This is a genomic window from Pseudoalteromonas sp. SCSIO 43095, assembly GCF_023650455.1.
In the GTDB taxonomy this organism is placed as follows: Bacteria; Pseudomonadota; Gammaproteobacteria; order Enterobacterales; family Alteromonadaceae; genus Pseudoalteromonas; species Pseudoalteromonas tetraodonis.
The window spans coordinates 245454-268115 of the sequence record NZ_CP087995.1 but is presented as its reverse complement, the minus strand read 5'-3'; the positions used below and the strand labels follow the sequence as shown (position 1 = coordinate 268115).

Genomic DNA, 22662 nt, shown 5'->3' with positions numbered 1-22662 from the left:
TGAGGTAGTTTGCTCAATTAAAGTAAGATAAACTAAAATTGAATAGCATTTATACCCTTCCAGCATGTAATAAAATTTAATTAAGGATGCCAATGCCTGAAGCTTTAGAACAAGATATTCCACTACAACAACTAAAACAGGTGACTAAGTCACTAAATAGTGGTCAATTTGTTCAAGTTAGGCGCATGCTAGCAAAAACGGCACCTTGTGATACCGCACTTCTTTTAGAATCATCCCCGCATAAAATTCGCCGTATGCTCTGGCAGCTTGTTGATCCTGATGTACAAGGTGATGTGCTTGAAGAGCTGTCTGAAGATGTACGTTTGGGCATTATTGCGCAAATGGCACCCGAGCACATTGCTGCTGCAACCGAAGACATGGGCCATGATGATTTAGGGGAAGTACTACGTAGCCTACCTGACACTGTTTATAAAGATGTTGTTAGCGCTATGGATATTCAAGATAGAGAACGTGCAAGGCAGGCTTTATCGTATCAAGAGCGCTCTGCTGGCGCATTGATGAATATAGATACCGTTACTATTCGCCCCGATGTGACTCTAGATGTGGTACTACGTTATATTCGCTTACGCGGCGAATTACCTGAGGGTACAGATGACTTATATGTGGTTGATGAAAATAACTGCTTTTTAGGCGCCCTATCGCTGAGTACTTTATTAACTAATCCCCCTGAAAAAATTGTTCATGAGTTAATGGATGAAGACTGTGAGTCTATTCCTATTTCAATGGATGAGAGCGAAGTTGCACAATTGTTTGAGCGTCATAACTGGATATCGGCACCGGTTGTTGATGACAACGCACACTTGCTTGGGCGGATCACCATTGATGATATCGTTGATGTTATTCGTGAAGACGCTGAGCACAGTTTACTGGGTTTAGCGGGTTTAGATGATGAAGAAGATACCTTTGCACCTGTGTTAAAAAGCTCTAAAAAGCGCTCAATTTGGCTGGGTGTAAACTTACTAACTGCATTGCTGGCTGCAATTGTGGCGAGCTTTTTTGAAAACACCTTAGCTATATTACCAATTCTTGCTGTGCTCAATGGTATTGTTCCGTCAATGGGTGGGGTTGCAGGCAGCCAAACCTTAACTTTGGTTATTCGCGGTATCGCGGTGGGCCATATCAACCAAACTAACCAACGTTTTTTATTATTAAAAGAACTCGCTATCGGCGCGATTAACGGTATGGTTTGGTCTATCCTAATTGCCGGTGTCGTTGCGCTTTGGCAATGGGATTTCAAACTCGGTGGTGTTTTAGCGTTTGCTATGTTTATGAATTTAGTTGCAGCAGGTATTGCGGGTGCTAGTATCCCACTATTGCTTAAAAAAATGAAAATAGATCCAGCACTTGCAGGCAGTGTGGTACTAACCACAGTAACTGATATTGTTGGTATATTTGCCTTCTTAGGTACTGCGACTTGGTTATTGATTTAATCTTTTTATAAACAAAAACACCGCGTCAATACGCGGTGTTTTTGTTTAAGCCGATAATTACTTTACCTTGCGCGCTGGCGATTACCGCCAACCTTAGGTTTAGTGTTGGCTTTTTTAAACTGACTAAACCCAGTATGACGAGTAAGTGCAGGGCGACCGCCCTTGTTACCTTTACCGCCTTTAGTTTGTCTTTCATCTCGCCCTTCTTCTGGCACTAAACAGTTAGGTCCTTTACCAATAAGCTTGGCTTTGCCCATGTTACGCAGGGCTTCGCGGATCATTGGCCAACCGGCAGGATCATGGTAACGTAAAATTGCTTTATGCAAACGACGCTGACGCGCGCCCTTAGGCACAGCAACTTGCTCAATATTATTTTTAATATTACGAAGCGAGTTCATTTCAGTATGATAAATAGTGGTCGCATTAGCCATCGGTGATGGGTAAAAATTTTGTACCTGATCAAGCTTAAAATCATTCGATTTCAACCATAAAGCCATGTTTACCATATCTTCATCTTTAGTCCCTGGGTGAGCAGAAATAAAGTATGGAATTAAATACTGCTTTTTACCCGCTTCTTTAGAGTACTTATCAAATAGCGCTTTAAATTCATCGTAGGCACCCATACCTGGTTTCATCATTTTTGATAATGGGCCATCTTCTGTGTGCTCGGGTGCTATTTTTAAATATCCACCAACATGATGGGTTACTAGCTCTTTAACGTAACGAGGATCACGTACTGCAAGGTCATAACGCACGCCCGAAGCAATTAAGATCTTTTTGATCCCTTTAACCTCACGCGCCTTTTTATATAAGTCGATAGTGGGTGTGTGATCGGTATCCATATGCTTACAAATATCAGGATACACACACGACAAGCGACGGCACGTACTCTCTGCTTTTTTACTGGTACAACGCAGTTTATACATATTTGCAGTTGGCCCACCTAAATCAGAGATAACCCCAGTAAAGCCTGGCACTTTATCTCTAATTTGTTCAATTTCTTCAATAATTGATTCTTGAGAACGGCTTTGAATTATTCGCCCTTCATGCTCGGTAATGGAACAAAACGAACAGCCGCCAAAACAACCGCGCATTATATTTACCGACGTTTTAATCATATCGTAAGCAGGAATTTTAGCGTCGCCATAACTTGGATGTGGTATACGCTGATACGGTAAACCAAACACATCATCCATTTCTTGGGTTTCAAGTGGATAAGCTGGCGGGTTCACCCAAATAGAGCGATCGCCATGACGCTGAAACAACGCTCTTGCACAACCGGGGTTGGTTTCTTGGTGCAAAATACGTGATGCATGCGCATACAAAGGCTTATTAACGCTAACCTGCTCAAAAGCAGGTAACTTAACGTAAGTTTTTTCCCATGGCTTAGGGCGCGCAGGTTGGATGATAATTGGTTTTGCAGCTTCGGCTTTTAAATCAATACCCGCTTGCTTAAATTCTGATTTAGCACAACCCACATCATCCGCACCATAAGGATTAGGAATAGGGTCTATTTTACCAATTTTATCAATGGCTGTTGAATCACTGCCACGCCAACCGGGTAAAGGCTCTTTACGAATAACCGCCGTGCCTCTCACATCCTGTATGGTATCTATGGTTTCACCCGCAGCGATACGGTGCGCTACTTCAACTAACGGGCGTTCGGCATTACCATAAATTAAAATATCGCCTTTAGCGTCAAATAATACGCTACGACGTACTTTTTCTTGCCAATAGTCATAATGAGCAATACGACGCAAGCTGGCTTCAATGCCCCCTAACACGAGCGGCACATCTTTATAGGCTTCACGACAACGTTGTGAGTATATGATCACGGCGCGATCGGGGCGTTTACCACCAACATTTCCCGGGGTATAAGCATCATCGTGGCGCATTCGTTTTTCAGCGGTGTAACGATTGATCATCGAGTCCATATTACCGGCTGTAATACCAAAAAATAAGTTAGGCTTACCCAATGCCATAAAGGCATCTTTAGAGTTCCAGTCAGGCTGAGCAATAATGCCCACTCTGAACCCCTGCGCTTCAAGCACACGGCCAATTACGGCCATCCCAAAACTAGGATGGTCTACATAAGCATCACCGCTAATAATAATAATATCGCAGCTATCCCAGCCAAGCGCGTCCATTTCTTCGCGTGTTGTTGGTAAAAATGGAGCTGTGCCATAACACTCAGCCCAATACTTGGGGTATGAGAATAAGGCGCGATCAGCTTTTAATGTGCTCATAAAATTGGCCGTTCAATAACAAAAGGCGCGAATTATACCCTATCGACATCCCCGTTGATATAGCACAAAATGAAAGCGCTGATTAAAAATTGTTTACCTTTATTGCATTACTAAAACTAATAAATCATCTAAACTTATTACGGCTAATGTCTGCTTTTGAAATAATACAAGGTAGATAAAATAGATCAAAAGCAACCGCGACTTCGTTAAACTATTAAATAATTAATAATTGATAGACGCTGTAAATTAAAATAGATGAGGAATACCTATTAAACTACTTAAAAAAATAATGCAGTTTTCAATCATTTTACTCTTGGTTTTTGTTATCGTTGGATTATTGTTACCACAAAATTATCATGTGCAAAAAAGTATAAAGATTAACGCACGCGCTCCCGCAATAAAGTCATTAGTGGAGGACTTTACCCAGTGGTATAAATGGTCGCCGTGGCAACAAATAGACCCTAACATTAAGTTTAATATTGGAGAACCAAGCTCTGGCGCAGGAGCCTACCAATCTTGGGAAGGTAAATGGGGCAAAGGCGAAATGACAATATCGGCATTAAGCGATAATGAAGTTGTATTTAGTGTGTTATTTAATCAAGAGCATATTATCACTAGCAAATTGCTATTTAGCCCGCACACAAAAACCGTCACGTGGCAAATAGAAGGACAAGCAACGATGCCGCTTATTTCTGGGTACGTTGCTATATTTGCTGAAAATATATTAGGTAATATAGTGACCCTAGGGCTAAATAACTTAAAAACGGTCGCTCAACTCAGTGATGCACAAGCAATAATGGAAAGCCATGACAGTCAAAACCGCACAAGCCAGGATTAAACTTGCCAATATTATTGAGTCACTGCTAGGTTACTCAGTCACAAAAGTGAGTAATACGCCTGCCATTGATGAAAAAACCTATAATCCTCAAAGTAAAGCCAAATCGCTTTATAGTATTAATAGCGAGCATTCAATTTTAGCGCGTGCTCAAAAAAGACAAGACTTACTACTGATTAAACAGCAACAAAATATTGAGACTATTTTAGCCTTAGCAATGGAGTTTTGTCCTGATGTTGCTTGCGCTAAACAGCCCGATGCTGATTGGGTAGAGCACTTTATAGCCTTATGTGAAGATACCTCAAATCAATCTATGCAAGTGTTGTGGGCAAAAATTTTTACTGGCGAAACCATTAGCCCAGGTACTTTTTCTATTAAAAGTTTACAAACACTCAAGCACATGACCCAGCGCGAAGCCGATTCATTAAGAAAGTGCGTGTCTATTTCTGGGTATAACGAAAAGGATAGTAGCCACCTAATATTCTTGGGGTATTACAAAAAACCCTCATTATTTGATTTACTAGGTAAAGGTAATAAAGTGTCATTAAGCATAGGTAAAAGCGGTGTGAGCTTTCCTGATGTATTAACCTTAATGGATTTAAATTTGTTATACCGTAAAGAGATTGAATCCGCTGCATTAAAAGCAGGACAAGAGTTCACCCTCTCCTTTTTGACTCAAAAACTAACTTTAAAAGCAAAAAGTAACGATTTGGTGCTTAGCTATTATAAGTTTACCCAAACCGGTGATGAACTGTTTAGATTAATGAACTACCCAATTAACAAGGTGTACAAACAGTTAATTGGTGCAGCATTTGAAGGGGAATTTGAATTAGTGTGGCATGCTTCAAAGTAACTAAAAAAGCCACACGAGGTGGCTTTTCGAAAAGTCGGTGCTTAAAAGTGAACCTGAATACCGGCAAACGGCCCCGATGCATCAATATCAGTATTAATATCATCGACATCATCAAGTTCTAACACCATAGAGCGGTAGCCCGCTTTAACCGCAACATCAACGGCTAGGTTATCAATAAACTCCCAAGCAATACCCATTTGGTAATCTTGTACTTTACTGTCATCTATGGCTAAAAAGCTGCCTTCAGCAAAAACACTTAAACCACTAAATGGTAAACCCGCTTCAAAACGTCCATATACTAACGGCACAACACCAGAGAACTCTTCGATTTCAGTAAAGTTAGCGCCACCTTGTTGTGATGTACCTGTTACAACAAGCTCACCATCAAACTGCTTAGCATTAAGACCTAAATCAATTGAGATTAAATCGTTATCAAAAATCTCGTAGTAAAGAATATAATCAATATGCGATAAGTCAGTCACTGAATTAACACCTGTGCCTACAACATAATCAGTGCCGTTAAAGCTAAATGTGTCTTCAAGCACTGTTGAACCGGTTAATTCAAGCTCAGTGTATTTTAACTTTAAGTTTGGCACTAATGGCACTGGGTGCTCAAGCGCAGCGTAATAACTGACAAAAGTTTCATCTTTAAAGTTGAAGTTTTGCAGGGCGTTATTGTTATCAGAAAAGCTACCGTCATTATCTGCTTTCCAACCATCAACCCCTACATATAAGCCTAATACAGTGTCGGCTTGTGCTACAGGAGCTAAACATGCCATTGATAAGGCTGCTGCTATACAATACTTTTTCATTTTTTATCCTTGCGCTAATAATTCGCTAAGTTCAATAAGTGCCGCATTGGCTCTAGAAATATAATTTGCCATAACAAGTGAATGGTTGGCGACATAACCAAATCCATTACCGTTTAAAATCATTGGGCTCCATACCGTTTCTTGGGTTGCTTCAAGCTCGCGTATAATTTGTTGCAAGCTGACACGGGCGTTCTTTTTATCAAGCACATCGGCAAAATCATATTCAACCGCCTGTAAAAAGTGCAGTAAAGCCCAAGTAGCACCACGTGACTCATAAAATACATCATCAATTTCCCACCATGATGTTTTTATTTGTTGTTGTAAAGGCGTATAGGTGGCCTGTGTATTTGAAGAGTTACCGGCGAGGTCAGTGTTAACTTTATCTTGACCCACGCTTGCACTTAAACGCTGACTTAAGCTGCCTAAACGCTTTTCAGCTTCTTTTAACCAACTGCGTAGGTTATCTGCACGAGAGTAAAATTGGCTATCGCGCTCATGCTGATTGGCTATTTGAGAACGATATACCATTAAATAATCAATTCCTTTTTGGTATTCACCCTCAGCACTTGGCCATGCCCATGCTTCAGAGCTGATATTAAATTGTGGCTGAGCTTTTTTGAGCGCTTCGTGTTCAGTTGATTGCGATTGTGAGCGGCTAAAATCTTTTCGCATAGACAACGCTAAATCACGCACCATTTCCAGCGCACCATACTCCCAGGCCGGCATATTGTCCATTATTACGCTCGGTGGTAGCACATCATTTGATAAGTAACCGCCTGATTTAGTTAAAAGCGTATCAGCTACAGTGATGAGTGTTGAAGTTGTTACATAACCTGTGACTAGTTTTTCACTGCGTTGCTGCGCTTGTTGCTTAGCATTTTGCACAACATCAAAACGTGAAGGCTCTATACTCCAGTATACTGCAATGGCGTAAAACACGACAAATAACAGTACCAGTGCCGTTATTATTTTTCCTTTATGCTGTGACATTTATCCTCCTAATGATGACTATGATCTTTCGATGCTTTTACCGACTCTGCTTGTGAGGCTAACGAAACGACTTTTGCATTGGTAAATACTCGGTTCCCGTCTTCAAAATATAGCGTGAGTTTACGTTCTTGACCTACTTTTAACGGTTCTTGTGGTTCAAACACCATTAAATGATAGCTGCCTGGCTTAAAATCGAGTTGTTGGTGAGCTTTAATAAGCAATGATTCGACTTTTTGCATTTTCATCATACCGTCAGCGTGAACGTGCTCATGAATTTCAACACGCCCTAGACCATCAATTGTCGCTTTAGTCAACGTTGCTGGTACATTGCTGTGGTTTTTAATACTAAAGTAAGCCACACTGGCTTTGGTTGCCGGCAAAAACTCTCTTACTTGCGCATGTGTTACTTGTAGCTGCGCAACAACACTATCGTGTTCATGTCCTTCGTGCGCCATTAACGAAGACGAAAAAACCCCCACCATTAATGCACTTGCTATCAAAATACATTGTTTAATCATCGGTAAAATCCTTGTTAAAACAAAAAAATATAGTTTAAATTTATCATAATTCCCCTATGTTAGGCAGCTAATTTAAGCTCAAGAGACGACTTTTTTGTTATCTGCGATTAACCAACACAGCCCTGCTACAAACAATAACGGCCAAGCAATCATCAATGATCCGAATAAAAAAGCTAAAATAGTACCAGCCAGTGCCACCATCGCCGCGCCAACTAACCCCATCGTCACTAAAGCAACAATCGCAATAACAACGATAATAGCAACTAACGCACCAATGAGCTCTATACCTGTCCAGCTAATATCTGAGATCCATAGCGGAAACTGCCACACATCAAAGTGAATAATTGAACCGCTATTAATTAAAAACATCGCAAAAATAACTAGGCACACGACGAATGTTTTCATGCTGCTCTCCTTACACTGCTTTTTCTTCAAGGCAACAGTGAGCAATTAAATAACCTAGCGCCACTGCAAACGGAAAACTTAAAAATAATAAAACAGTCACTAAGCGAGTAGACCATACCGGAAAGTCTAGTCGGTAAGCTAACCCACTACAGACGCCTGATATTTTTTTGTTAAGCGTGTTTTTGTACCAACGACGGTGTGTATTAAAACTATTCATAACAATCTCCTTAAGCTGTTTGTTTATTAGCAGTATTTAAACTTGCTTTTAAACTAGCCAGTTCTACATCAATTTTTTCATTTTTAACCAGTGACTCAATTTGCATAGCTGTATTGCTCGCAGTATCTGTGAGCTCATACGCTTCAACTTGCGACTCCACACTTTCAACGCGGCGCTCTATTTGCTCAAATCGTGATAAGGCAAAAGCCACTTTATCGCTTTGTAGTTGCGTATTTATTTTTGCCCTTGCTTCAACTACGTTTTTACGCTTTGTAAGTTGTGCTTGTTTTGCTTTTGCCTGCATCATTTTGTGTTGTAAGCGCTCGCAGTCTTCTGTGATTTTTACAATTGATTGCTGCAATGTTTCAAGCTGCGTTTGCAAGCACCCTATGCTTTGTTCAACTGTGTGTTTTTCGGCTAATGCTGATTTAGCTAAATCGTCACGATTTTTTGCCACAGCATGCTCAGCTTTTAATTGCCAATTTGCGAGCGCTTGCTGTTTGTTACTTATTTGTCGTTTAATGCACTTTTCTTCACATAAAATTGCAGCTGCCGTACTACGACACTCATTAAGCGCTTCTTGCATTTCAGTAAGCATTAAATTGAGTAATTTCTCTGAGTCTTCTGCTTTATCAAGCATAGCTACGATATTTGCTTGAATGACGTCGTTTACGCGGTTAAATATACCCATGTTATTCTCCTGATGATTTTTATTTATACATCAACAGGATTCCAAGAGTTATGCCAACAACTTAAAATAGTTTTATTTTAATTAAATATCATCTAGTTAAGTTATTTCAAGTAGGTAAATTAATGACTCGTCACTGAATGGAGTTAAGTCGAATTGGCTAATAAATTAAACTTTTGACCAAAATTTGGGTTCAAAAAAAGCCACCTGAGGTGGCTTTTTTCTATACAGAGGATCTGTTATTCGGGTACGTAACTTAGTGCTTTATCCATGACACCTAGATCAGCTTGCTTGCCATGGCCATTTTCAGATAAATGGCGTCTAAAACCACGCGCACCGGGTTGTCCCTGAAAAATACCTAACATATGGCGAGCAACATGCCAAAAGTTAGCGCCTAAACGCATCTCTTCTTCAATGTAATCATACATAGCGCGCACAACATCATGACGTGACTGAGTATTAGCAGCGTCACCATATATTTTTTCATCCACTTCATTTAGCATAAATGGATTACTGTAAGCCTCTCGCCCAACCATCACCCCATCTATGTACTGTAAATGCTCAAGACTTTGCTCAATGGTTTTAACACCGCCATTAATACTTAAATCAAGTTGTGGATAATCTTTTTTAAGCTGGTAAACACGGGGGTAGTTAAGCTCAGGAACTTCGCGGTTTTCTTTTGGGCTCAACCCTTTTAGCCATGCTTTACGGGCATGAATAATAAAATCATCACAGCCTACTTTATGCGATGCTTCAATAAGCGCACATAAAAATTCATAGGAGTCTTGCTCATCAATACCAATGCGCGTTTTTACCGTAACAGGAATACTGACTTCACTTTTCATTGCAGCAACACACTCTGCCACAAGCTCGGGCTCTGCCATTAAACAGGCACCAAAACGCCCATTTTGCACACGATCAGACGGACAGCCTACGTTAAGGTTTATTTCATCATAACCGCGCTCACCTGCAAGCTTGGCACACTGTGCTAGCGCTTGCGGATCTGAGCCCCCCAGCTGCAGCGCTACTGGGCCTTCGTGTTGATTAAAATGCAAATAGTCACCACGACCAAATAAAATAGCACCTGTGGTGATCATTTCAGTGTAGAGCACGGTGTGCTTTGTCATTTTACGATGAAACGTACGACAATGGCGATCAGTCCAATCTAACATTGGGGCAACAGAAAAGCGTCGATTTAAAGTACGTTTATCCAAAATGTAGTCCTCAAAAATTTATAATTTAAGCACAGCTTAAACGGCGCTGCATTTTACACAAAAGCCCCATGCGCAGCAATGTTAAGCAAACACCTGCAAGCCAAAGTATTGTGCGATACCATTTAAAATATTCGTTACTGCGACTGAGCTTAAAATTAACCCCATAATTCGGCTAATAATACTTGCCCCGCTATCACCTATTATTTTATGTACCTGCGTAGCAAGTAATAACAAAATAAGTACCACCACTAAAACGGCCAGCATCATTGATGAGGTAATCATTTGTTCAACCCAAGTATATTCTTCATTACGCGTCATTAATACCGCACCTAACATAGCGCCAGGGCTTGCAATTGAGGGTATAGCCAGCGGAAAAATAGCGGTTTCAGTGCTATCGCGAACACTTTTAATTTCAGCTTCGGGTTTACTTTCACCAAACGTCATGGAGAGTGCAAAAATTAATAAGATCAAGCCACCGGCTATTTGAAATGCCGATAGTGGAATCTCAATCACATTGAGTAATTGCTCACCGGCAACCACAAAAAATAACAGTACTAAAGCAGATACACCCACTGCCTTAAAAATCACTTTACGCTTAAACTTGTCGTCATCACCCCGAGTTACGGCGATAAAAACCGGAATTGTGCCGATTGGATCGATAACTGCAAAAAAGAAAATAAATGTGGCTAATAATTCATGCATTAATGAATACCTTTTCACAAAAGCGGTTAATAAATCGCTGCAACTACAATACAGTATGTTAGTATATCACGGCAAAGTAAGGATGAGAGAAGATGAATATAGAATCACTCGTAAATAAAGCAAAACAAGTATGCGACAACCGTGGTGCGCGATTCACACCTATTCGCGAAAAGGTATTTCGTTTATTAGCAAGCGCTCAAGGTGGTGTGGGTGCATACGATTTGCTAGAGCAATTAAAAGTCACTGAAACAGGCGCAAAACCTGCGACAATTTATCGTGCTTTAGACTTTTTAGCAGAACTCGGTTTTATTCATAAAATTGAAAGCACTAACGCATTCATGTTGTGTCATCACTTTGATCATATTCATCCTGTTCAATTACTAATTTGCGATACATGTGGGTTTGTTAAAGAGCTGCATTCAACAGTAATTTCACATGAGCTCAATAACTTAGCAGCGGAAAGTGGTTTTGTAGTTTCTGGGCAAACCATAGAAGCACACGGTAAATGTGACGCTTGTCGAGCATAGCTGAGCGACTATAGCTATACTTTACGTATCCCCCCTATCAGTACCAATTTAAGGATATATAATATGAATGTAGAGTTCATTAATCCCTTTTTATCTTCTTTGATGAATGTATTGAGCACCATGGCTAAAACTCAGTTAAAACCAGGTAAACCTCGCATTAAAACCGATGAAGTAGCCTGTGGTGATGTATCGGGATTAATTGGTATGGTTGGCCCCCAAACTCGTGGTTCATTTTCAATAACCTTCGACGAAAGTTTAGCGCTGACTATAATGGAACGTATGTTAGGTGAGAGACCTAACAGCGTAAATGAAGAAGTCACAGACATGGTCGGCGAAATAACCAATATGGTCACCGGTGGTGCTAAAAACCTATTAGGTGAAAAAGGCTATGACTTTGCCATGGCAACCCCCATTGTTGTGTCTGGTAAAAACCATACCATTACGCATAAAAGTGACGGCAAAAAAATTATTATGCCATTTACCAGTGATGCAGGTAATGCAAACATTGAAGTGAGCTTCGATAAGCTATGAGCTGGTCGCAAACCACGATTACATTAAAGCCTCGCTCGCGGGGCTTTCACTTAATTGATAACGACATACTGACTAAACTCCCACAGCTGAGCCAACTAAAAATAGGTTTATTACACTTATTTATTCAACACACCTCTGCCAGCTTAACCATTAATGAAAATGCCGATCCGACCGTGCGTATGGATATGGAAAGTCACTTCAATCAGTTTGTACCTGAGCGCCAGCCTTATTATCGTCATGACTATGAGGGCGATGATGATATGCCTGCTCATATTAAAACCAGCACTTTAGGTTGCGAGTTAATGATACCTATTAATAATGGTCAATTAGCGCTGGGGACTTGGCAAGGAATATACTTAGGCGAACATCGCGACCATGGCGGGGCTAGGCGTATTATTGCCACTTTGCAAGGCGAAACGTTTTAGAGCTAGGTTTTATAACACAGATCGTTCGCATCCATTGAGCACTTCAAATCGATAAAAATTATATAAATTAAATTTATAATGATTCACGTGTGGATTATTGTTTGCTATTTGAAAATGAATATCTGGAAAGTAAATAAGATTGGAGCGGTACACGAGGCTCGAACTCGTGACCTCGACCTTGGCAAGGTCGCGCTCTACCAACTGAGCTAGTACCGCATTATATGAAGGTTCTAGGTTCTAGGTTCTAGGTTCTAGGTTCTAGGTTCTAGGTTCTATCAATATTAAACCTTGTTCCTTTAACCTTTCATCTTGAATCTTTATTTCTACTACAATTTCTTTTGGTGGGAAATTGGAGCGGCACACGAGGCTCGAACTCGTGACCTCGACCTTGGCAAGGTCGCGCTCTACCAACTGAGCTAGTGCCGCATTCAAAATAGTCAGTAATTTGTCTGTTGGTGCGCGACAAGTCGCGTCCTACATTCTGGCAACTGAGCTAGTGCCGCATTCAAAATAGTCAGTAATTTGTCCGTTGGTGCGCGACAAGTCGCGTCCTACATTCTGGCAACTGAGCTAGTGCCGCATTCAAAATAGTCAGTAATTTGTCCGTTGGTGCGCGACAAGCCGCGTCCTACATTCTGGCAACTGAGCTAGTGCCGCATTCAAAATAGTCAGTAATTTGTCCGTTGGTGCGCGACAAGTCGCGTCCTACATTCTGGCAACTGAACTAGTGCCGCATTCAAAATAGTCAGTAATTTGTCCGTTGGTGCGCGACAAGTCGCGTCCTACATTCTGGCAACTGAGCTAGTGCCTCATTCTAGGTTCTAGGTTCTAGGTTCTAGGTTCTGTCAAAATTAAACCTTGTTCCTTTCATCTTGAATCTTTATTTCTACTACAATTTCTTTTGGTGAGAAATTGGAGCGGCACACGAGGCTCGAACTCGTGACCTCGACCTTGGCAAGGTCGCGCTCTACCAACTGAGCTAGTGCCGCATTCAAAAGTCAAAGCTCAAACACACTAACCCCGCGGGGGTTATCGTCTTGAGCGGGGCAGGATTCTACAATAATTAGGGTGCTTTGCAAGTATTTTTTATAAATTAAAAAACTTTTCTCGGTAAACCTTTAATTCCATAATCGAATCTTTAATGTCGTCTAACGCTAAATGTGACCCTTTTTTATTCACTTGAGCCAATACATCTGGTTTCCAACGACGAGCAAGTTCTTTAATAGTACTTACATCTAAATTACGGTAATGAAAAAAGTCTTCAAGCTCACGCATATACTTATTCATAAAACGGCGATCTTGGCCAATCGAGTTACCACACATAGGTGAAGCACCCGCTGGCACCCATTGCTTTAAAAACGCGAGAGTTTGCTCAACGGCATAAGCTTCATCGAAAGTACTTGCCTTACAACGCGCTGTAAGCCCTGATTTGCCATGCTGAGTTGTACACCACTCATCCATACCATCAAGTAGTTCATCACTTTGATGAATGGCAATGGTTGGGCCTTCGGCTAATATATTCAGATCAGCGTCAGTGACAACAGTTGCAATTTCAAGTATTTTGTCAGTCTCTGGTTCAAGTCCGGTCATTTCCAGATCGAGCCAAATTAAATTTGATTTATTAATAGTCATAATTACCTTAAACGGTGCTTTTCTTTAGATCCAACGCATTTCGATATATCATATTAGCATCAACCGTCGAGCTAAAGCTTTTTTTGGCAAACTCGGCATTTAACTCAGGTTATAGGCCTCAAGTGGCAAAACAGAAAAAATTAAGTAAAGGCCAATCCCGAAGGATCAAGGCCAATCATCAAAAGCGCTTATCGAATGCCGATACAAAACCGGCAAAAGTCGGCGCGCAAGAATGGCAAACAGATAATTTAGGTCAACTGGAAAATGCGATTGTTATTAGCCGCTTTGGACAACATGCCGATGTAGAAACACAAAACGGTGATGTATTACGTTGTAATATTCGTCGTACCGTATCGAACTTGGTTTGCGGCGATGAAGTATTGTTTCGCCGTGCAAAAGTAAGTGCAGGTGATTTAGCGGGTGTTATTGAAGCAACTCAAGAGCGCCGTTCACAACTCACGCGCCCCGATTTTTATGATGGGGTTAAAGTGATTGCCGCTAATATTGATCAAATTTTAATGGTTTCAGCGGTACTGCCAGAGTTTACCCCGAGCATTATTGACCGCTATTTAATTGCCTGTGAAGACATGGGTATCGAACCCATTTTAGTACTGAATAAAATTGATTTAATTGATGAAGCTGGTTTAAACGAAATACAACAAATCCTCGACATTTACCGTAAGCTTAATTATCAGGTGCTGCTAGTTAGTAATATAACTGGCGAAGGCATTAATGAGTTAAAAGAAGTACTTGCGGGCAAAAACAATATTTTTGTTGGTCAAAGTGGCGTGGGTAAATCTACCTTAGTTAACACTGTACTGCCGGATGCTGAAATTTTGACTAAAGAAGTATCTGAAAACAGCGGGCTTGGCCAGCACACCACCACGGTATCACGCCTTCATCATTTACCGAGCGGGGGTAATTTAATTGACTCACCGGGGATTCGTGAATTTGGCCTATGGCATTTAGATGTTGAACGCGTCACTTGGTGCTTTAAAGAATTTAGAGAATTTATAGGCGGATGCCGGTTTAGAGATTGTAAACATTTAAACGATCCGGGCTGTATAATTAAACAAGCGGTAGCCGATGGCGATATTTCAAAATTACGCTTTGAAAGCTACCACCGTATTTTAGAAACCATGGCCGATGGCCGTGCAGGCGCTCGTGCGCCCCGCGTATAATAAGGGAATAATCTGTGAGTTTAGATAAATTTAAAATCGCCATGCAGTATGCCATGCCAAAACACTTTATTTCTCGTGTGGTAGGTAAACTTGCTGCAGCAAAAGCCGGTGCGTTAACAACCACATTAATTAAATTATTTATTAAACAATATAAAATAGATATGAGCGAAGCTAAATATTCAGATCCGGCTCATTACAAAAGCTTTAATGAATTTTTTACCCGTCCGTTAAAAGACGGTGTGCGTCCTATGGTTGAAGATGACGATATTATTATTCATCCAGTAGACGGCGCAATTAGCCAACTAGGCGACATTGTTGATGGTCAACTTATTCAAGCTAAAGGCCACGATTACAGCTTACAAGCATTGTTAGGTGGATCACAAGACGACACAACCCCGTTTTTAGGCGGTAAATTTGCAACTATTTACTTAGCCCCAAAAGATTACCACCGGATTCATATGCCAATTGATGGCACGCTAAGCAAAATGATTTATGTACCGGGCGATTTATTTTCAGTAAACCCACTTACCGCTCAAAACGTACCAAATTTATTTGCCCGTAACGAGCGTGTAGTGGCTATTTTTGAAACTGAAATTGGTCCTTTAGCTATGGTCTTGGTAGGCGCAACCATTGTTGCCAGCATAGAAACTATTTGGGCTGGCACAGTGACTCCACCAGCTGGCAGTGATGTGTTTAGCTGGAACTACCCAACTAAAGGCGAAAACGCGATCACCCTTAAGAAAGGGGAAGAAATGGGTCGCTTTAAATTAGGCTCAACGGTTGTACTTGCATGGGGTGCGAACAAAGCAGAAATATTAGACGATCAACTCCCAGAGGTAGTTACTCGTTTAGGCACTGCCTTTGCAAAAATTGATGATTAATAGGTAGTGTCAGTTCGAGCTTAAAAAAACACCGCGTTTATTTTCAATAACCGCGGTGTTTTCTTGTAAACGTAGAGCTTACTCACGTTAAAAGCCAAGCTTTTCATTACTCATACCCGCCACACTCTTTACACGCTAAATCCTTAGTCATCTTAAAATGCTGTTGCTTTAAGCTTAATGCGTCAAACGTTATAAACACATTCCCCTTAAAATGACCTAACAACATATTGAGGGTTAATTGTGCCTGCATTGACCCAACAATCCCAAGTAAAGGGCTAATTACCCCGGCATTACTGCAATTTATAACCGGTGCATCGCTACTTTGAGGGAAAACACAGCCGTAACATGGGCTGTCACTTTGTCTAAAATCAAACCCCATTAATTGTCCTTGAGTTGCCAGCGCAGCCCCTGTAATTAAGCGAGTGTTATTAGCAATGCAATAGCGATTAACCGCATAACGGGTACTAAAGTTATCAGAGCAATCAAGCACTATGTCGGCGTTTTTTAAGAGCAACGCACTATTGGTATCATCCAGCTTTTGAGTGTGGGTTATTATATTTATTTGATTGTTAAGGCTCGCAAGCACTTTTCTAGCCGCGCGAACTTTGTTTTGCCCCAAATGATTTACTTTATAGAGCACTTGGCGCTGCAAATTAGACAGTTCAACTACATCGTCATCAATTAAAATAAGCGACCCAATGCCAGCTGCCGCTAAATACAGCAGCGCAGGACTACCTAAGCCACCTGCACCAACTACGGCAACCGTTGAACGTTTCAGCGTTAACTGCCCGTCAAGCCCCACTTCATCAAGTAATATATGGCGGCTATAACGCAAGGTTTCTTTGTCATTTAACGTTTGCAACGTATCAGTCATGTTTTGTATTAATCGCGGTTTGCAGTGATCGAATTGCTGAAACATGATCAGACGCTTCACTAATGGCACGTACCACAGCTACGCTACCAACCCCCGTATTTGCTACTTCAGTTGCGCGGCTTAAATCAATACCGCCAATAGCGACTGTAGGGTAACTCTGCATAAGCGGTACAAATTTATTGAGCTTTTCAAGCCCTTGTATTTGCCCTGTCATGTCTTTGGTCGTCGTTGGGTAAATAGCACCAAACGCCATGTAGCTTGGGCGATAATTATGCGCGCGTAGCATTTCATAAAACCCATGGGTAGAGAGACCAAGTCGCAGGCCTGCTTCTTTTATAGCAACTAAGTTTGCACTCTCTAAGTCTTCTTGCCCTAAATGCACCCCATAGGCGCCATGTTTGATGGCAAGTTGCCAGTAATCATTTATAAATACCTGCGCATTATACTGCTCACCCAAGGTGACCGCTTTGGCAATCAGTTCATCTAGCTCATTCTGCGTTTTATTTTTAACACGAAGCTGAGCTGTTTTAATTCCTTGCTGTAAGCACTTTTCTAGCCATTCAATGCTATCAACCACACCATAGAGGCCAAGCTTTTTACTTTCACAGGCTGCAAAATCAGCAGCCATATTAAAATCAAGCGGCACATCAAAATCCAACTCATCACCTAACCAGCTACCCGGTTCAATCACCTGAGGGTAATGCGCTAAATCGGTAGGAAACTGCGTTTGTGCGACGGGCCCTATACCCTCGCCATAGCGAACTGATTGCTTTAAACCTTGGTTTATATAGGCTTTAGCTAAAATAAACGCATCTTTTAACGGGTAGTTTTTTGCAAGACACGCAGCAATTACCGACGCCATACTGCACCCTGTACCATGGCTATGAGGAACTTGAATTTTTTCATTACCTAGCCAATAGTCTTCACCGTTTTGTGTGCAGTAATCAATGCAATACCCGCTTGGGTAATCCCAATGTCCGCCTTTAATCACCACCGCTTTTGCGCCCCACGCCATCAGCTTACTCGCCGCTTCTTTAATCGCTGCAGGGCCAATTAAATACACACCCGTTAATAACTGTGTTTCGTGGGTATTTGGGGTAATTACATCCACCAGCGGTAATAAACATTCTTTTATTGCGCTTACGGTGTCTTCTTCTGTTAGTAAGTCACCGCTTGAGGCAATAGCCACAGGGTCATACACAATAACCGGCGGGGTTGGCCATTTGGTTTTGTAGTGGCTTATGTGCTCACTAATTAACTGAATTTGCTGCACATTAGCAAGCATGCCAATTTTTATCACTTTGGCTTTCATGTCTTTTTCAAGTGCAAGCAACTGGGACTCAATAATATCGGTAGACACTGCATTAATGGCCTCTACACCTAAGCTATTTTGAGCGGTAAGCGCGGTGATTGCTGTACAAGCATGTACACCAAAACTTTGCATTGCCTTGATATCGGCTTGAATACCCGCGCCGCCGCCAGAATCAGAGCCAGCAATTGTCCACACTACGTTTGTCATATTTTTATTTCCTTACTGCTGATGCCAAAATGGCATACCCATTGTTGGGGTTGAGGGGGTTGCAACGTCTTTTTCGGGCATTGCTTTGGCATTGTATGCAAAGCGCCCTGCTTCTACCGCAACTTTAAATGCACGGCTCATAGTCACTGGGCAACCCGCCCCTGCAATGGCTGAATTTAATAATACCGCATCATATCCTAATTCAAGTGCTTGGCAGGCATGCGATGGTAAACCTAACCCAGCATCAACAATTAATGTTGTATTAGGCAGGCGCTCTCTAATGGTTTTTAAATTATAACTATTTAACAATCCTTTACCGGTGCCAATAGGCGCGCCCCACGGCATTAGCACCTCACAACCTAATTCATTTAAGCGCTGACACAGCACTAAATCATCAGTGCAATAAGGCAGTACTTTAAACCCATCATCAATCAATATTTTTGTGGCTTCAAGTAATGCAAATGGATCGGGCTGTAAATTATAGTCATCGCCTATTAATTCAAGTTTTATCCAATCGGTAGCAAATACTTCTCGGCACATTTTAGCTAGGTTAATAGCCTCTTTGACACTGTGGCATCCGGCAGTATTAGGCAGTATTTTTAAACCGGTGTTTTTAATTAATTGCCAAAAATCATTCCCTGCCGCCGCGTTTTGTTGTCGCCTAAGTGACACGGTGACTATTTCAGCACCTGAGGCTTTAATTGATTGCGTCATTATATCTGGTGATGGGTATAACGCAGATCCAATTAACAAGCGACTATTGATTGGCTCACCATAAATTGTTAAACAGTCTTTGCTTTGCATAGCACTATCCACCTTGGATAGGTGACAATAACTCAATACTGTCACCTTCGTTTATAACAACGTGGCTATGGCGACTCTGAGGAATAAACTCTCCATTTACAGCCACGGCATAAGGCGCCATTGCACCCACGTTTTTTACTATTTCCAGCAGCGCTTGGCTAGTCACATTTAAAAGCTCACCATTAATTGTAATGTTCATTTAATACTCACTCTATTTGCAATAATGCTTGTGCCACAAGCGCGGGGGCCAACATATAACCGTGGCGATACAAGCCATTGATACTGATAACCTTGCTCGTTTTTTTTACCTGTGGGCGATTATCGCTAAACGCTGGGCGTAAGCCTGTTTGAATATTTAATAATCGCGCTTCGGCAAAGCCACTGTGAACAGTGTAGGCCGCCGATAATAGTTCAAGGGTTGAGCGCACAGTTGCAGGACCTGTATCTTGCGATTCGATCTCCGTTGCCCCTATGACATATTCATGATTAGGTTTAGGTGCAATATAAATAGGGTAACGCGGATGCATTAACCGCACAGGCCGCGTTAAGTTAACCTCAGGGGCGTATAACCTTGCCACTTCCCCGCGCACACCTCGAAGTGGCTGTTCTTGCTTGGCTCCAAGCCCTCTGCAATCAATAATGTAATCAAACTCTCGATTATTCACTTTATTATCAAAAACACTGACGCGTTGATTAAATACAAACTTTACTTTACGTTTATTGAGGGTTTTAAAACTGGCTTTATAAAAAGCCTGATTATCAATTTGTCCTTCACCGGGTAAAAATAGTCCTTGATTAAAACGCCCTGTAAGCTCAGGTTCTAAATCCGCTATTTGCTGCGCATTAACCGCTTTGGCACTAAAATTTAGTAACGGCTTTATTCGCTGTGCAAAACTTTGTAAGTCACCTTTATCTTGCGTATGAGCAACCACCAAGGTGCCCTGCTGTTGAAAGAACACCTCACTGTTTAACTCATCTAAAATAGCAGGCCAGCGAGCAATAGAATCTACTCCCAATAGCGCTAAATCATGTTCACACATAACCGATTCAGCTAGCGGTGCCAGCATAGCCGCCGCCACTTTACCCGCACTATTTTGGGTATGCTCATCATCAGCTTCAAATACAGTAATACGGTGCTGCTTACTTAATTCAAGCGCCGCCAACCGCCCTGCTAAACCAAAGCCCACCACAGCAATGTCATAAAACATAAACACTCCTACATTTAGCTGCGCGCTGCGGGTCTCCGGCTTCGAGCAACAAGATGTTAAGATAAACATTTCGCTACTCGATGCTCGCAACTCGCAACCTATTTTATATTGCTTTATGGTAAATCTCTGAGCCTGTTTGCTTAAACTCTTCAGATTTGACTTTCATCTCGGCTTCTACATCAACCATTTTGATTTCAATGGCATCACCTACGTTATTAGGATCAATACCGCGCGCTTCTAGATCTTTGGCGTAGTCACGTACTTCTTGGGTTATTTTCATCGAACAAAATTTAGGACCACACATGGAGCAAAAGTGGGCTACTTTTCCTGATTCTTGCGGCAGTGTTTCATCATGATATTCACGAGCGCGAACAGGGTCTAAACCAATGTTGAATTGGTCGTGCCATCTAAATTCAAAGCGTGCTTTTGATAAAGCATTGTCTCGCTCTTGTGCACCGGGGTGACCTTTGGCTAAATCGGCGGCATGAGCGGCAATTTTGTAGGTGATAAGGCCTTCTTTAACGTCTTCTTTATTTGGCAAACCTAAATGTTCTTTCGGTGTTACATAACACAGCATGGCACAGCCATACCAAGCTATTTGCGCAGCCCCAATCCCTGAGGTTATATGGTCGTACCCTGGGGCAATATCGGTGGTGAGTGGGCCTAAGGTATAAAACGGTGCTTCATCACAATGTTTAAGTTGCTCTTCCATATTGGCTTTGATCATATGCATAGGCACATGCCCAGGGCCTTCTATGAAAACTTGTACATCATGCTTCCAAGCTATTTTAGTCAGTTCGCCTAAGGTACGAAGCTCACTAAATTGCGCTTCATCGTTGGCATCGGCAATAGAGCCTGGGCGAAGGCCATCGCCTAGTGAAAAACACACATCGTATTGTTTTAAAATTTCACAAATATCTTCAAAGTGCGTGTATAAAAAGTTCTCTTTATGGTGCGCTAAACACCATTTGGCCATAATTGAGCCACCGCGCGACACAATACCGGTTACGCGTTTTGCTGTCATAGGGACATAGCGCAAAAGCACGCCGGCATGAATAGTAAAGTAGTCAACTCCCTGCTCTGCTTGTTCAATTAAGGTATCGCGGAATATTTCCCAGGTTAGGTCTTCCGCTACACCGTTTACTTTTTCAAGGGCCTGATAAATGGGTACAGTACCAATAGGGACTGGCGAATTACGCACTAGCCATTCACGGGTTTCGTGAATGTAACGTCCAGTTGATAAATCCATTACGGTATCGGCGCCCCAACGGGTTGACCACACCATTTTTTCAACTTCTTCTTCGATAGATGAACCGACTGATGAATTACCAATATTGGCATTTACTTTAACTAAAAAGTTGCGACCAACAATCATAGGTTCGGTTTCTGGATGATTAATGTTGTTAGGTAAAATAGCGCGACCACGCGCTATTTCAGCACGCACAAATTCAGGAGTAATAAACTCAGGGATACTCGCTCCAAACGACTCCCCTTTATGTTGTGCCGCGAGAAGCTCTTTGCGTATTTGTGCGCGCCCCATGTTTTCACGTATAGCAACATACTCCATTTCAGGCGTAATAATTCCTTGGCGGGCATAGTGCATTTGCGTTACGTTTTTACCCGCTTTTGCACGGCGAATTTTTGGTAAATGCTCAAAGCGAATATGATCAAGCCCATCGTCAGCCATACGCTGCTGCGCAAACTGTGAGGTAACTGACTCAAGTACTTCGGTATCATTACGGCTCTCAATCCATTGTTCACGGTATTTATTAAGTCCCTTGCGCACATCCAATTTAAATTCAGGGTCGGTATACGGGCCTGATGTATCGTAAACACGCAGTGGTGCATTTGGCTCATACACTGGATTTTGTTCATCACCACCAATAAAAGTATCGCTTAATGTTATTTCGCGCATACCCACACGCACGCCTTGCTGGGTTCCTTCAACATACACTTTATGAGAGTTTGGGAATGGTTGACCCGTTAGGTTATAAATATAGTCAGATGCAGCAGCACGGGTTTCGCGGCGCGATGATTTGTTTGTAGTGTTTGACATGACTTACCTCATTGCTTAAGGGTTGTCTTGCCAGATATTCCGATGGAATAGAGAAAGATCGTAAAGTAGCTTTATGCCACTTTGCAGCCTAAA

The 22662-nt window shown here is 41.7% G+C and carries 24 protein-coding genes and 3 tRNA genes; 8 read left to right on the top strand and 19 right to left on the bottom strand.

The features are described 5' to 3' along the window. Nucleotides 1-92: 92 nt before the first annotated feature. On the top strand, nt 93-1451 hold the full coding sequence (gene mgtE, locus LOC50_RS01250) for a magnesium transporter (RefSeq protein WP_250653467.1): 1359 nt from the start codon (nt 93-95) through the stop codon (nt 1449-1451). A gap of 62 nt (nt 1452-1513) precedes the next feature. Here the strand turns inward: mgtE and LOC50_RS01245 are convergent, their stop codons facing one another. Beyond that, nucleotides 1514-3697: a YgiQ family radical SAM protein gene (locus tag LOC50_RS01245; protein WP_250653466.1), complete on the bottom strand. Its 2184-nt coding sequence runs from the start codon at nt 3695-3697 to the stop codon at nt 1514-1516. A 289-nt stretch (nt 3698-3986) separates the two neighbouring features. Between LOC50_RS01245 and LOC50_RS01240 the strand changes: the two genes are divergently transcribed. Both LOC50_RS01240 and LOC50_RS01235 read left to right on the top strand, forming a co-directional pair. After that, nucleotides 3987-4535, top strand: coding sequence for an SRPBCC family protein (locus LOC50_RS01240; RefSeq protein ID WP_069438860.1), 549 nt, complete (start codon nt 3987-3989; stop codon nt 4533-4535). Then, nucleotides 4504-5385, top strand: a complete 882-nt coding sequence (locus LOC50_RS01235) for a TIGR03899 family protein (protein ID WP_248532112.1) — start codon at nt 4504-4506, stop codon at nt 5383-5385. The genes LOC50_RS01240 and LOC50_RS01235 overlap by 32 nt, the downstream gene beginning before the upstream one ends. A gap of 41 nt (nt 5386-5426) precedes the next feature. On the opposite strand, the gene LOC50_RS01230 is transcribed toward LOC50_RS01235, so the two are convergent. From LOC50_RS01230 to LOC50_RS01195, 8 genes are all read right to left on the bottom strand, one after another. Further along, nucleotides 5427-6197 (bottom strand): TIGR04219 family outer membrane beta-barrel protein, encoded by a 771-nt coding sequence (locus tag LOC50_RS01230; RefSeq protein WP_036981206.1) that lies wholly within the window; start codon nt 6195-6197, stop codon nt 5427-5429. Nucleotides 6198-6200: 3 nt separating this feature from the next. Beyond that, nucleotides 6201-7187, bottom strand: a complete 987-nt coding sequence (locus LOC50_RS01225) for a DUF2333 family protein (protein WP_013463973.1) — start codon at nt 7185-7187, stop codon at nt 6201-6203. A gap of 8 nt (nt 7188-7195) precedes the next feature. Beyond that, the gene (locus tag LOC50_RS01220) at nt 7196-7705 is read right to left on the bottom strand and encodes a copper chaperone PCu(A)C (RefSeq protein WP_138627049.1); all 510 of its coding nucleotides are present in this window, start codon (nt 7703-7705) and stop codon (nt 7196-7198) included. Between the two features lie 78 nt (nt 7706-7783). Next, complete coding sequence (locus tag LOC50_RS01215; protein ID WP_250653465.1) at nt 7784-8110, bottom strand: hypothetical protein; 327 nt, start codon at nt 8108-8110, stop codon at nt 7784-7786. Nucleotides 8111-8120: 10 nt separating this feature from the next. Beyond that, nucleotides 8121-8327 (bottom strand): PspC domain-containing protein, encoded by a 207-nt coding sequence (locus LOC50_RS01210; RefSeq protein ID WP_013463970.1) that lies wholly within the window; start codon nt 8325-8327, stop codon nt 8121-8123. A 10-nt stretch (nt 8328-8337) separates the two neighbouring features. Continuing rightward, nucleotides 8338-9018, bottom strand: coding sequence for a PspA/IM30 family protein (locus tag LOC50_RS01205; RefSeq protein WP_250653464.1), 681 nt, complete (start codon nt 9016-9018; stop codon nt 8338-8340). Nucleotides 9019-9254: 236 nt separating this feature from the next. Continuing rightward, complete coding sequence (dusA, locus tag LOC50_RS01200; RefSeq protein WP_250653899.1) at nt 9255-10187, bottom strand: tRNA dihydrouridine(20/20a) synthase DusA; 933 nt, start codon at nt 10185-10187, stop codon at nt 9255-9257. Between the two features lie 123 nt (nt 10188-10310). Next, entirely contained in the window at nt 10311-10931 is a 621-nt protein-coding gene (locus LOC50_RS01195) for a MarC family protein (RefSeq protein WP_036981200.1), read from the bottom strand. A gap of 92 nt (nt 10932-11023) precedes the next feature. On the opposite strand from LOC50_RS01195, the gene LOC50_RS01190 reads away from it, so the two are divergent. The 3 genes from LOC50_RS01190 (at nt 11024) to LOC50_RS01180 (ending at nt 12414) form a co-directional block, all read left to right on the top strand. Beyond that, nucleotides 11024-11458, top strand: a complete 435-nt coding sequence (locus LOC50_RS01190; RefSeq protein WP_036981198.1) for a transcriptional repressor — start codon at nt 11024-11026, stop codon at nt 11456-11458. A gap of 63 nt (nt 11459-11521) precedes the next feature. Continuing rightward, the gene (locus LOC50_RS01185; protein WP_036981196.1) at nt 11522-11989 is read left to right on the top strand and encodes a chemotaxis protein CheX; all 468 of its coding nucleotides are present in this window, start codon (nt 11522-11524) and stop codon (nt 11987-11989) included. Further along, nucleotides 11986-12414 (top strand): secondary thiamine-phosphate synthase enzyme YjbQ, encoded by a 429-nt coding sequence (locus tag LOC50_RS01180; protein ID WP_069438855.1) that lies wholly within the window; start codon nt 11986-11988, stop codon nt 12412-12414. The genes LOC50_RS01185 and LOC50_RS01180 overlap by 4 nt, the downstream gene beginning before the upstream one ends. Nucleotides 12415-12554: 140 nt before the next feature. Here the strand turns inward: LOC50_RS01180 and LOC50_RS01175 are convergent. From LOC50_RS01175 to orn, 4 genes are all read right to left on the bottom strand, one after another. Continuing rightward, a tRNA-Gly gene (locus LOC50_RS01175) sits at nt 12555-12630 on the bottom strand. A 134-nt stretch (nt 12631-12764) separates the two neighbouring features. Beyond that, a tRNA-Gly gene (locus LOC50_RS01170) sits at nt 12765-12840 on the bottom strand. Nucleotides 12841-13327: 487 nt separating this feature from the next. Next, nucleotides 13328-13403: transfer RNA gene (locus LOC50_RS01165), tRNA-Gly, on the bottom strand. Nucleotides 13404-13500: 97 nt separating this feature from the next. Beyond that, the gene (orn, locus tag LOC50_RS01160) at nt 13501-14046 is read right to left on the bottom strand and encodes an oligoribonuclease (protein ID WP_008115490.1); all 546 of its coding nucleotides are present in this window, start codon (nt 14044-14046) and stop codon (nt 13501-13503) included. Nucleotides 14047-14168: 122 nt separating this feature from the next. Between orn and rsgA the strand changes: the two genes are divergently transcribed. Next, the gene (gene rsgA / locus LOC50_RS01155; protein WP_036983369.1) at nt 14169-15227 is read left to right on the top strand and encodes a small ribosomal subunit biogenesis GTPase RsgA; all 1059 of its coding nucleotides are present in this window, start codon (nt 14169-14171) and stop codon (nt 15225-15227) included. Between the two features lie 14 nt (nt 15228-15241). Beyond that, the gene (gene asd, locus LOC50_RS01150; protein ID WP_016900290.1) at nt 15242-16108 is read left to right on the top strand and encodes an archaetidylserine decarboxylase; all 867 of its coding nucleotides are present in this window, start codon (nt 15242-15244) and stop codon (nt 16106-16108) included. A 106-nt stretch (nt 16109-16214) separates the two neighbouring features. On the opposite strand, the gene LOC50_RS01145 is transcribed toward asd, so the two are convergent. The 6 genes from LOC50_RS01145 to thiC all read right to left on the bottom strand — a co-directional run bounded on the left by LOC50_RS01145 (nt 16215) and on the right by thiC (nt 22569). After that, a complete protein-coding gene (locus tag LOC50_RS01145; RefSeq protein WP_250653898.1) occupies nt 16215-16970 on the bottom strand; it encodes a HesA/MoeB/ThiF family protein in 756 nt (251 codons plus the stop codon). A gap of 4 nt (nt 16971-16974) precedes the next feature. After that, nucleotides 16975-18501, bottom strand: coding sequence for a thiamine phosphate synthase (gene thiE, locus LOC50_RS01140; protein ID WP_250653463.1), 1527 nt, complete (start codon nt 18499-18501; stop codon nt 16975-16977). A gap of 12 nt (nt 18502-18513) precedes the next feature. Beyond that, on the bottom strand, nt 18514-19305 hold the full coding sequence (locus LOC50_RS01135; protein ID WP_069438876.1) for a thiazole synthase: 792 nt from the start codon (nt 19303-19305) through the stop codon (nt 18514-18516). A gap of 4 nt (nt 19306-19309) precedes the next feature. Next, the gene (gene thiS, locus LOC50_RS01130) at nt 19310-19504 is read right to left on the bottom strand and encodes a sulfur carrier protein ThiS (RefSeq protein ID WP_248532113.1); all 195 of its coding nucleotides are present in this window, start codon (nt 19502-19504) and stop codon (nt 19310-19312) included. Nucleotides 19505-19511: 7 nt separating this feature from the next. After that, complete coding sequence (locus LOC50_RS01125) at nt 19512-20513, bottom strand: FAD-dependent oxidoreductase (protein WP_250653462.1); 1002 nt, start codon at nt 20511-20513, stop codon at nt 19512-19514. A 103-nt stretch (nt 20514-20616) separates the two neighbouring features. Then, the gene (gene thiC, locus LOC50_RS01120; RefSeq protein WP_250653461.1) at nt 20617-22569 is read right to left on the bottom strand and encodes a phosphomethylpyrimidine synthase ThiC; all 1953 of its coding nucleotides are present in this window, start codon (nt 22567-22569) and stop codon (nt 20617-20619) included. Between the last annotated feature and the right edge of the window lie 93 nt (nt 22570-22662).

Bases quoted from the DNA above. Each gene is read 5' to 3' on its own strand.
- mgtE (WP_250653467.1), top strand. From the start codon at position 93: ATGCCTGAAGCTTTAGAACAAGATATTCCACTACAACAACTAAAACAG.
- LOC50_RS01245 (WP_250653466.1), bottom strand. From the start codon at position 3,697: ATGAGCACATTAAAAGCTGATCGCGCCTTATTCTCATACCCCAAGTAT.
- LOC50_RS01240 (WP_069438860.1), top strand. From the start codon at position 3,987: ATGCAGTTTTCAATCATTTTACTCTTGGTTTTTGTTATCGTTGGATTA.
- LOC50_RS01235 (WP_248532112.1), top strand. From the start codon at position 4,504: ATGACAGTCAAAACCGCACAAGCCAGGATTAAACTTGCCAATATTATT.
- LOC50_RS01230 (WP_036981206.1), bottom strand. From the start codon at position 6,197: ATGAAAAAGTATTGTATAGCAGCAGCCTTATCAATGGCATGTTTAGCT.
- LOC50_RS01225 (WP_013463973.1), bottom strand. From the start codon at position 7,187: ATGTCACAGCATAAAGGAAAAATAATAACGGCACTGGTACTGTTATTT.
- LOC50_RS01220 (WP_138627049.1), bottom strand. From the start codon at position 7,705: ATGATTAAACAATGTATTTTGATAGCAAGTGCATTAATGGTGGGGGTT.
- LOC50_RS01215 (WP_250653465.1), bottom strand. From the start codon at position 8,110: ATGAAAACATTCGTCGTGTGCCTAGTTATTTTTGCGATGTTTTTAATT.
- LOC50_RS01210 (WP_013463970.1), bottom strand. From the start codon at position 8,327: ATGAATAGTTTTAATACACACCGTCGTTGGTACAAAAACACGCTTAAC.
- LOC50_RS01205 (WP_250653464.1), bottom strand. From the start codon at position 9,018: ATGGGTATATTTAACCGCGTAAACGACGTCATTCAAGCAAATATCGTA.
- dusA (WP_250653899.1), bottom strand. From the start codon at position 10,187: ATGTTAGATTGGACTGATCGCCATTGTCGTACGTTTCATCGTAAAATG.
- LOC50_RS01195 (WP_036981200.1), bottom strand. From the start codon at position 10,931: ATGCATGAATTATTAGCCACATTTATTTTCTTTTTTGCAGTTATCGAT.
- LOC50_RS01190 (WP_036981198.1), top strand. From the start codon at position 11,024: ATGAATATAGAATCACTCGTAAATAAAGCAAAACAAGTATGCGACAAC.
- LOC50_RS01185 (WP_036981196.1), top strand. From the start codon at position 11,522: ATGAATGTAGAGTTCATTAATCCCTTTTTATCTTCTTTGATGAATGTA.
- LOC50_RS01180 (WP_069438855.1), top strand. From the start codon at position 11,986: ATGAGCTGGTCGCAAACCACGATTACATTAAAGCCTCGCTCGCGGGGC.
- orn (WP_008115490.1), bottom strand. From the start codon at position 14,046: ATGACTATTAATAAATCAAATTTAATTTGGCTCGATCTGGAAATGACC.
- thiE (WP_250653463.1), bottom strand. From the start codon at position 18,501: ATGACAAACGTAGTGTGGACAATTGCTGGCTCTGATTCTGGCGGCGGC.
- LOC50_RS01135 (WP_069438876.1), bottom strand. From the start codon at position 19,305: ATGCAAAGCAAAGACTGTTTAACAATTTATGGTGAGCCAATCAATAGT.
- thiS (WP_248532113.1), bottom strand. From the start codon at position 19,504: ATGAACATTACAATTAATGGTGAGCTTTTAAATGTGACTAGCCAAGCG.
- LOC50_RS01125 (WP_250653462.1), bottom strand. From the start codon at position 20,513: ATGTTTTATGACATTGCTGTGGTGGGCTTTGGTTTAGCAGGGCGGTTG.
- thiC (WP_250653461.1), bottom strand. From the start codon at position 22,569: ATGTCAAACACTACAAACAAATCATCGCGCCGCGAAACCCGTGCTGCT.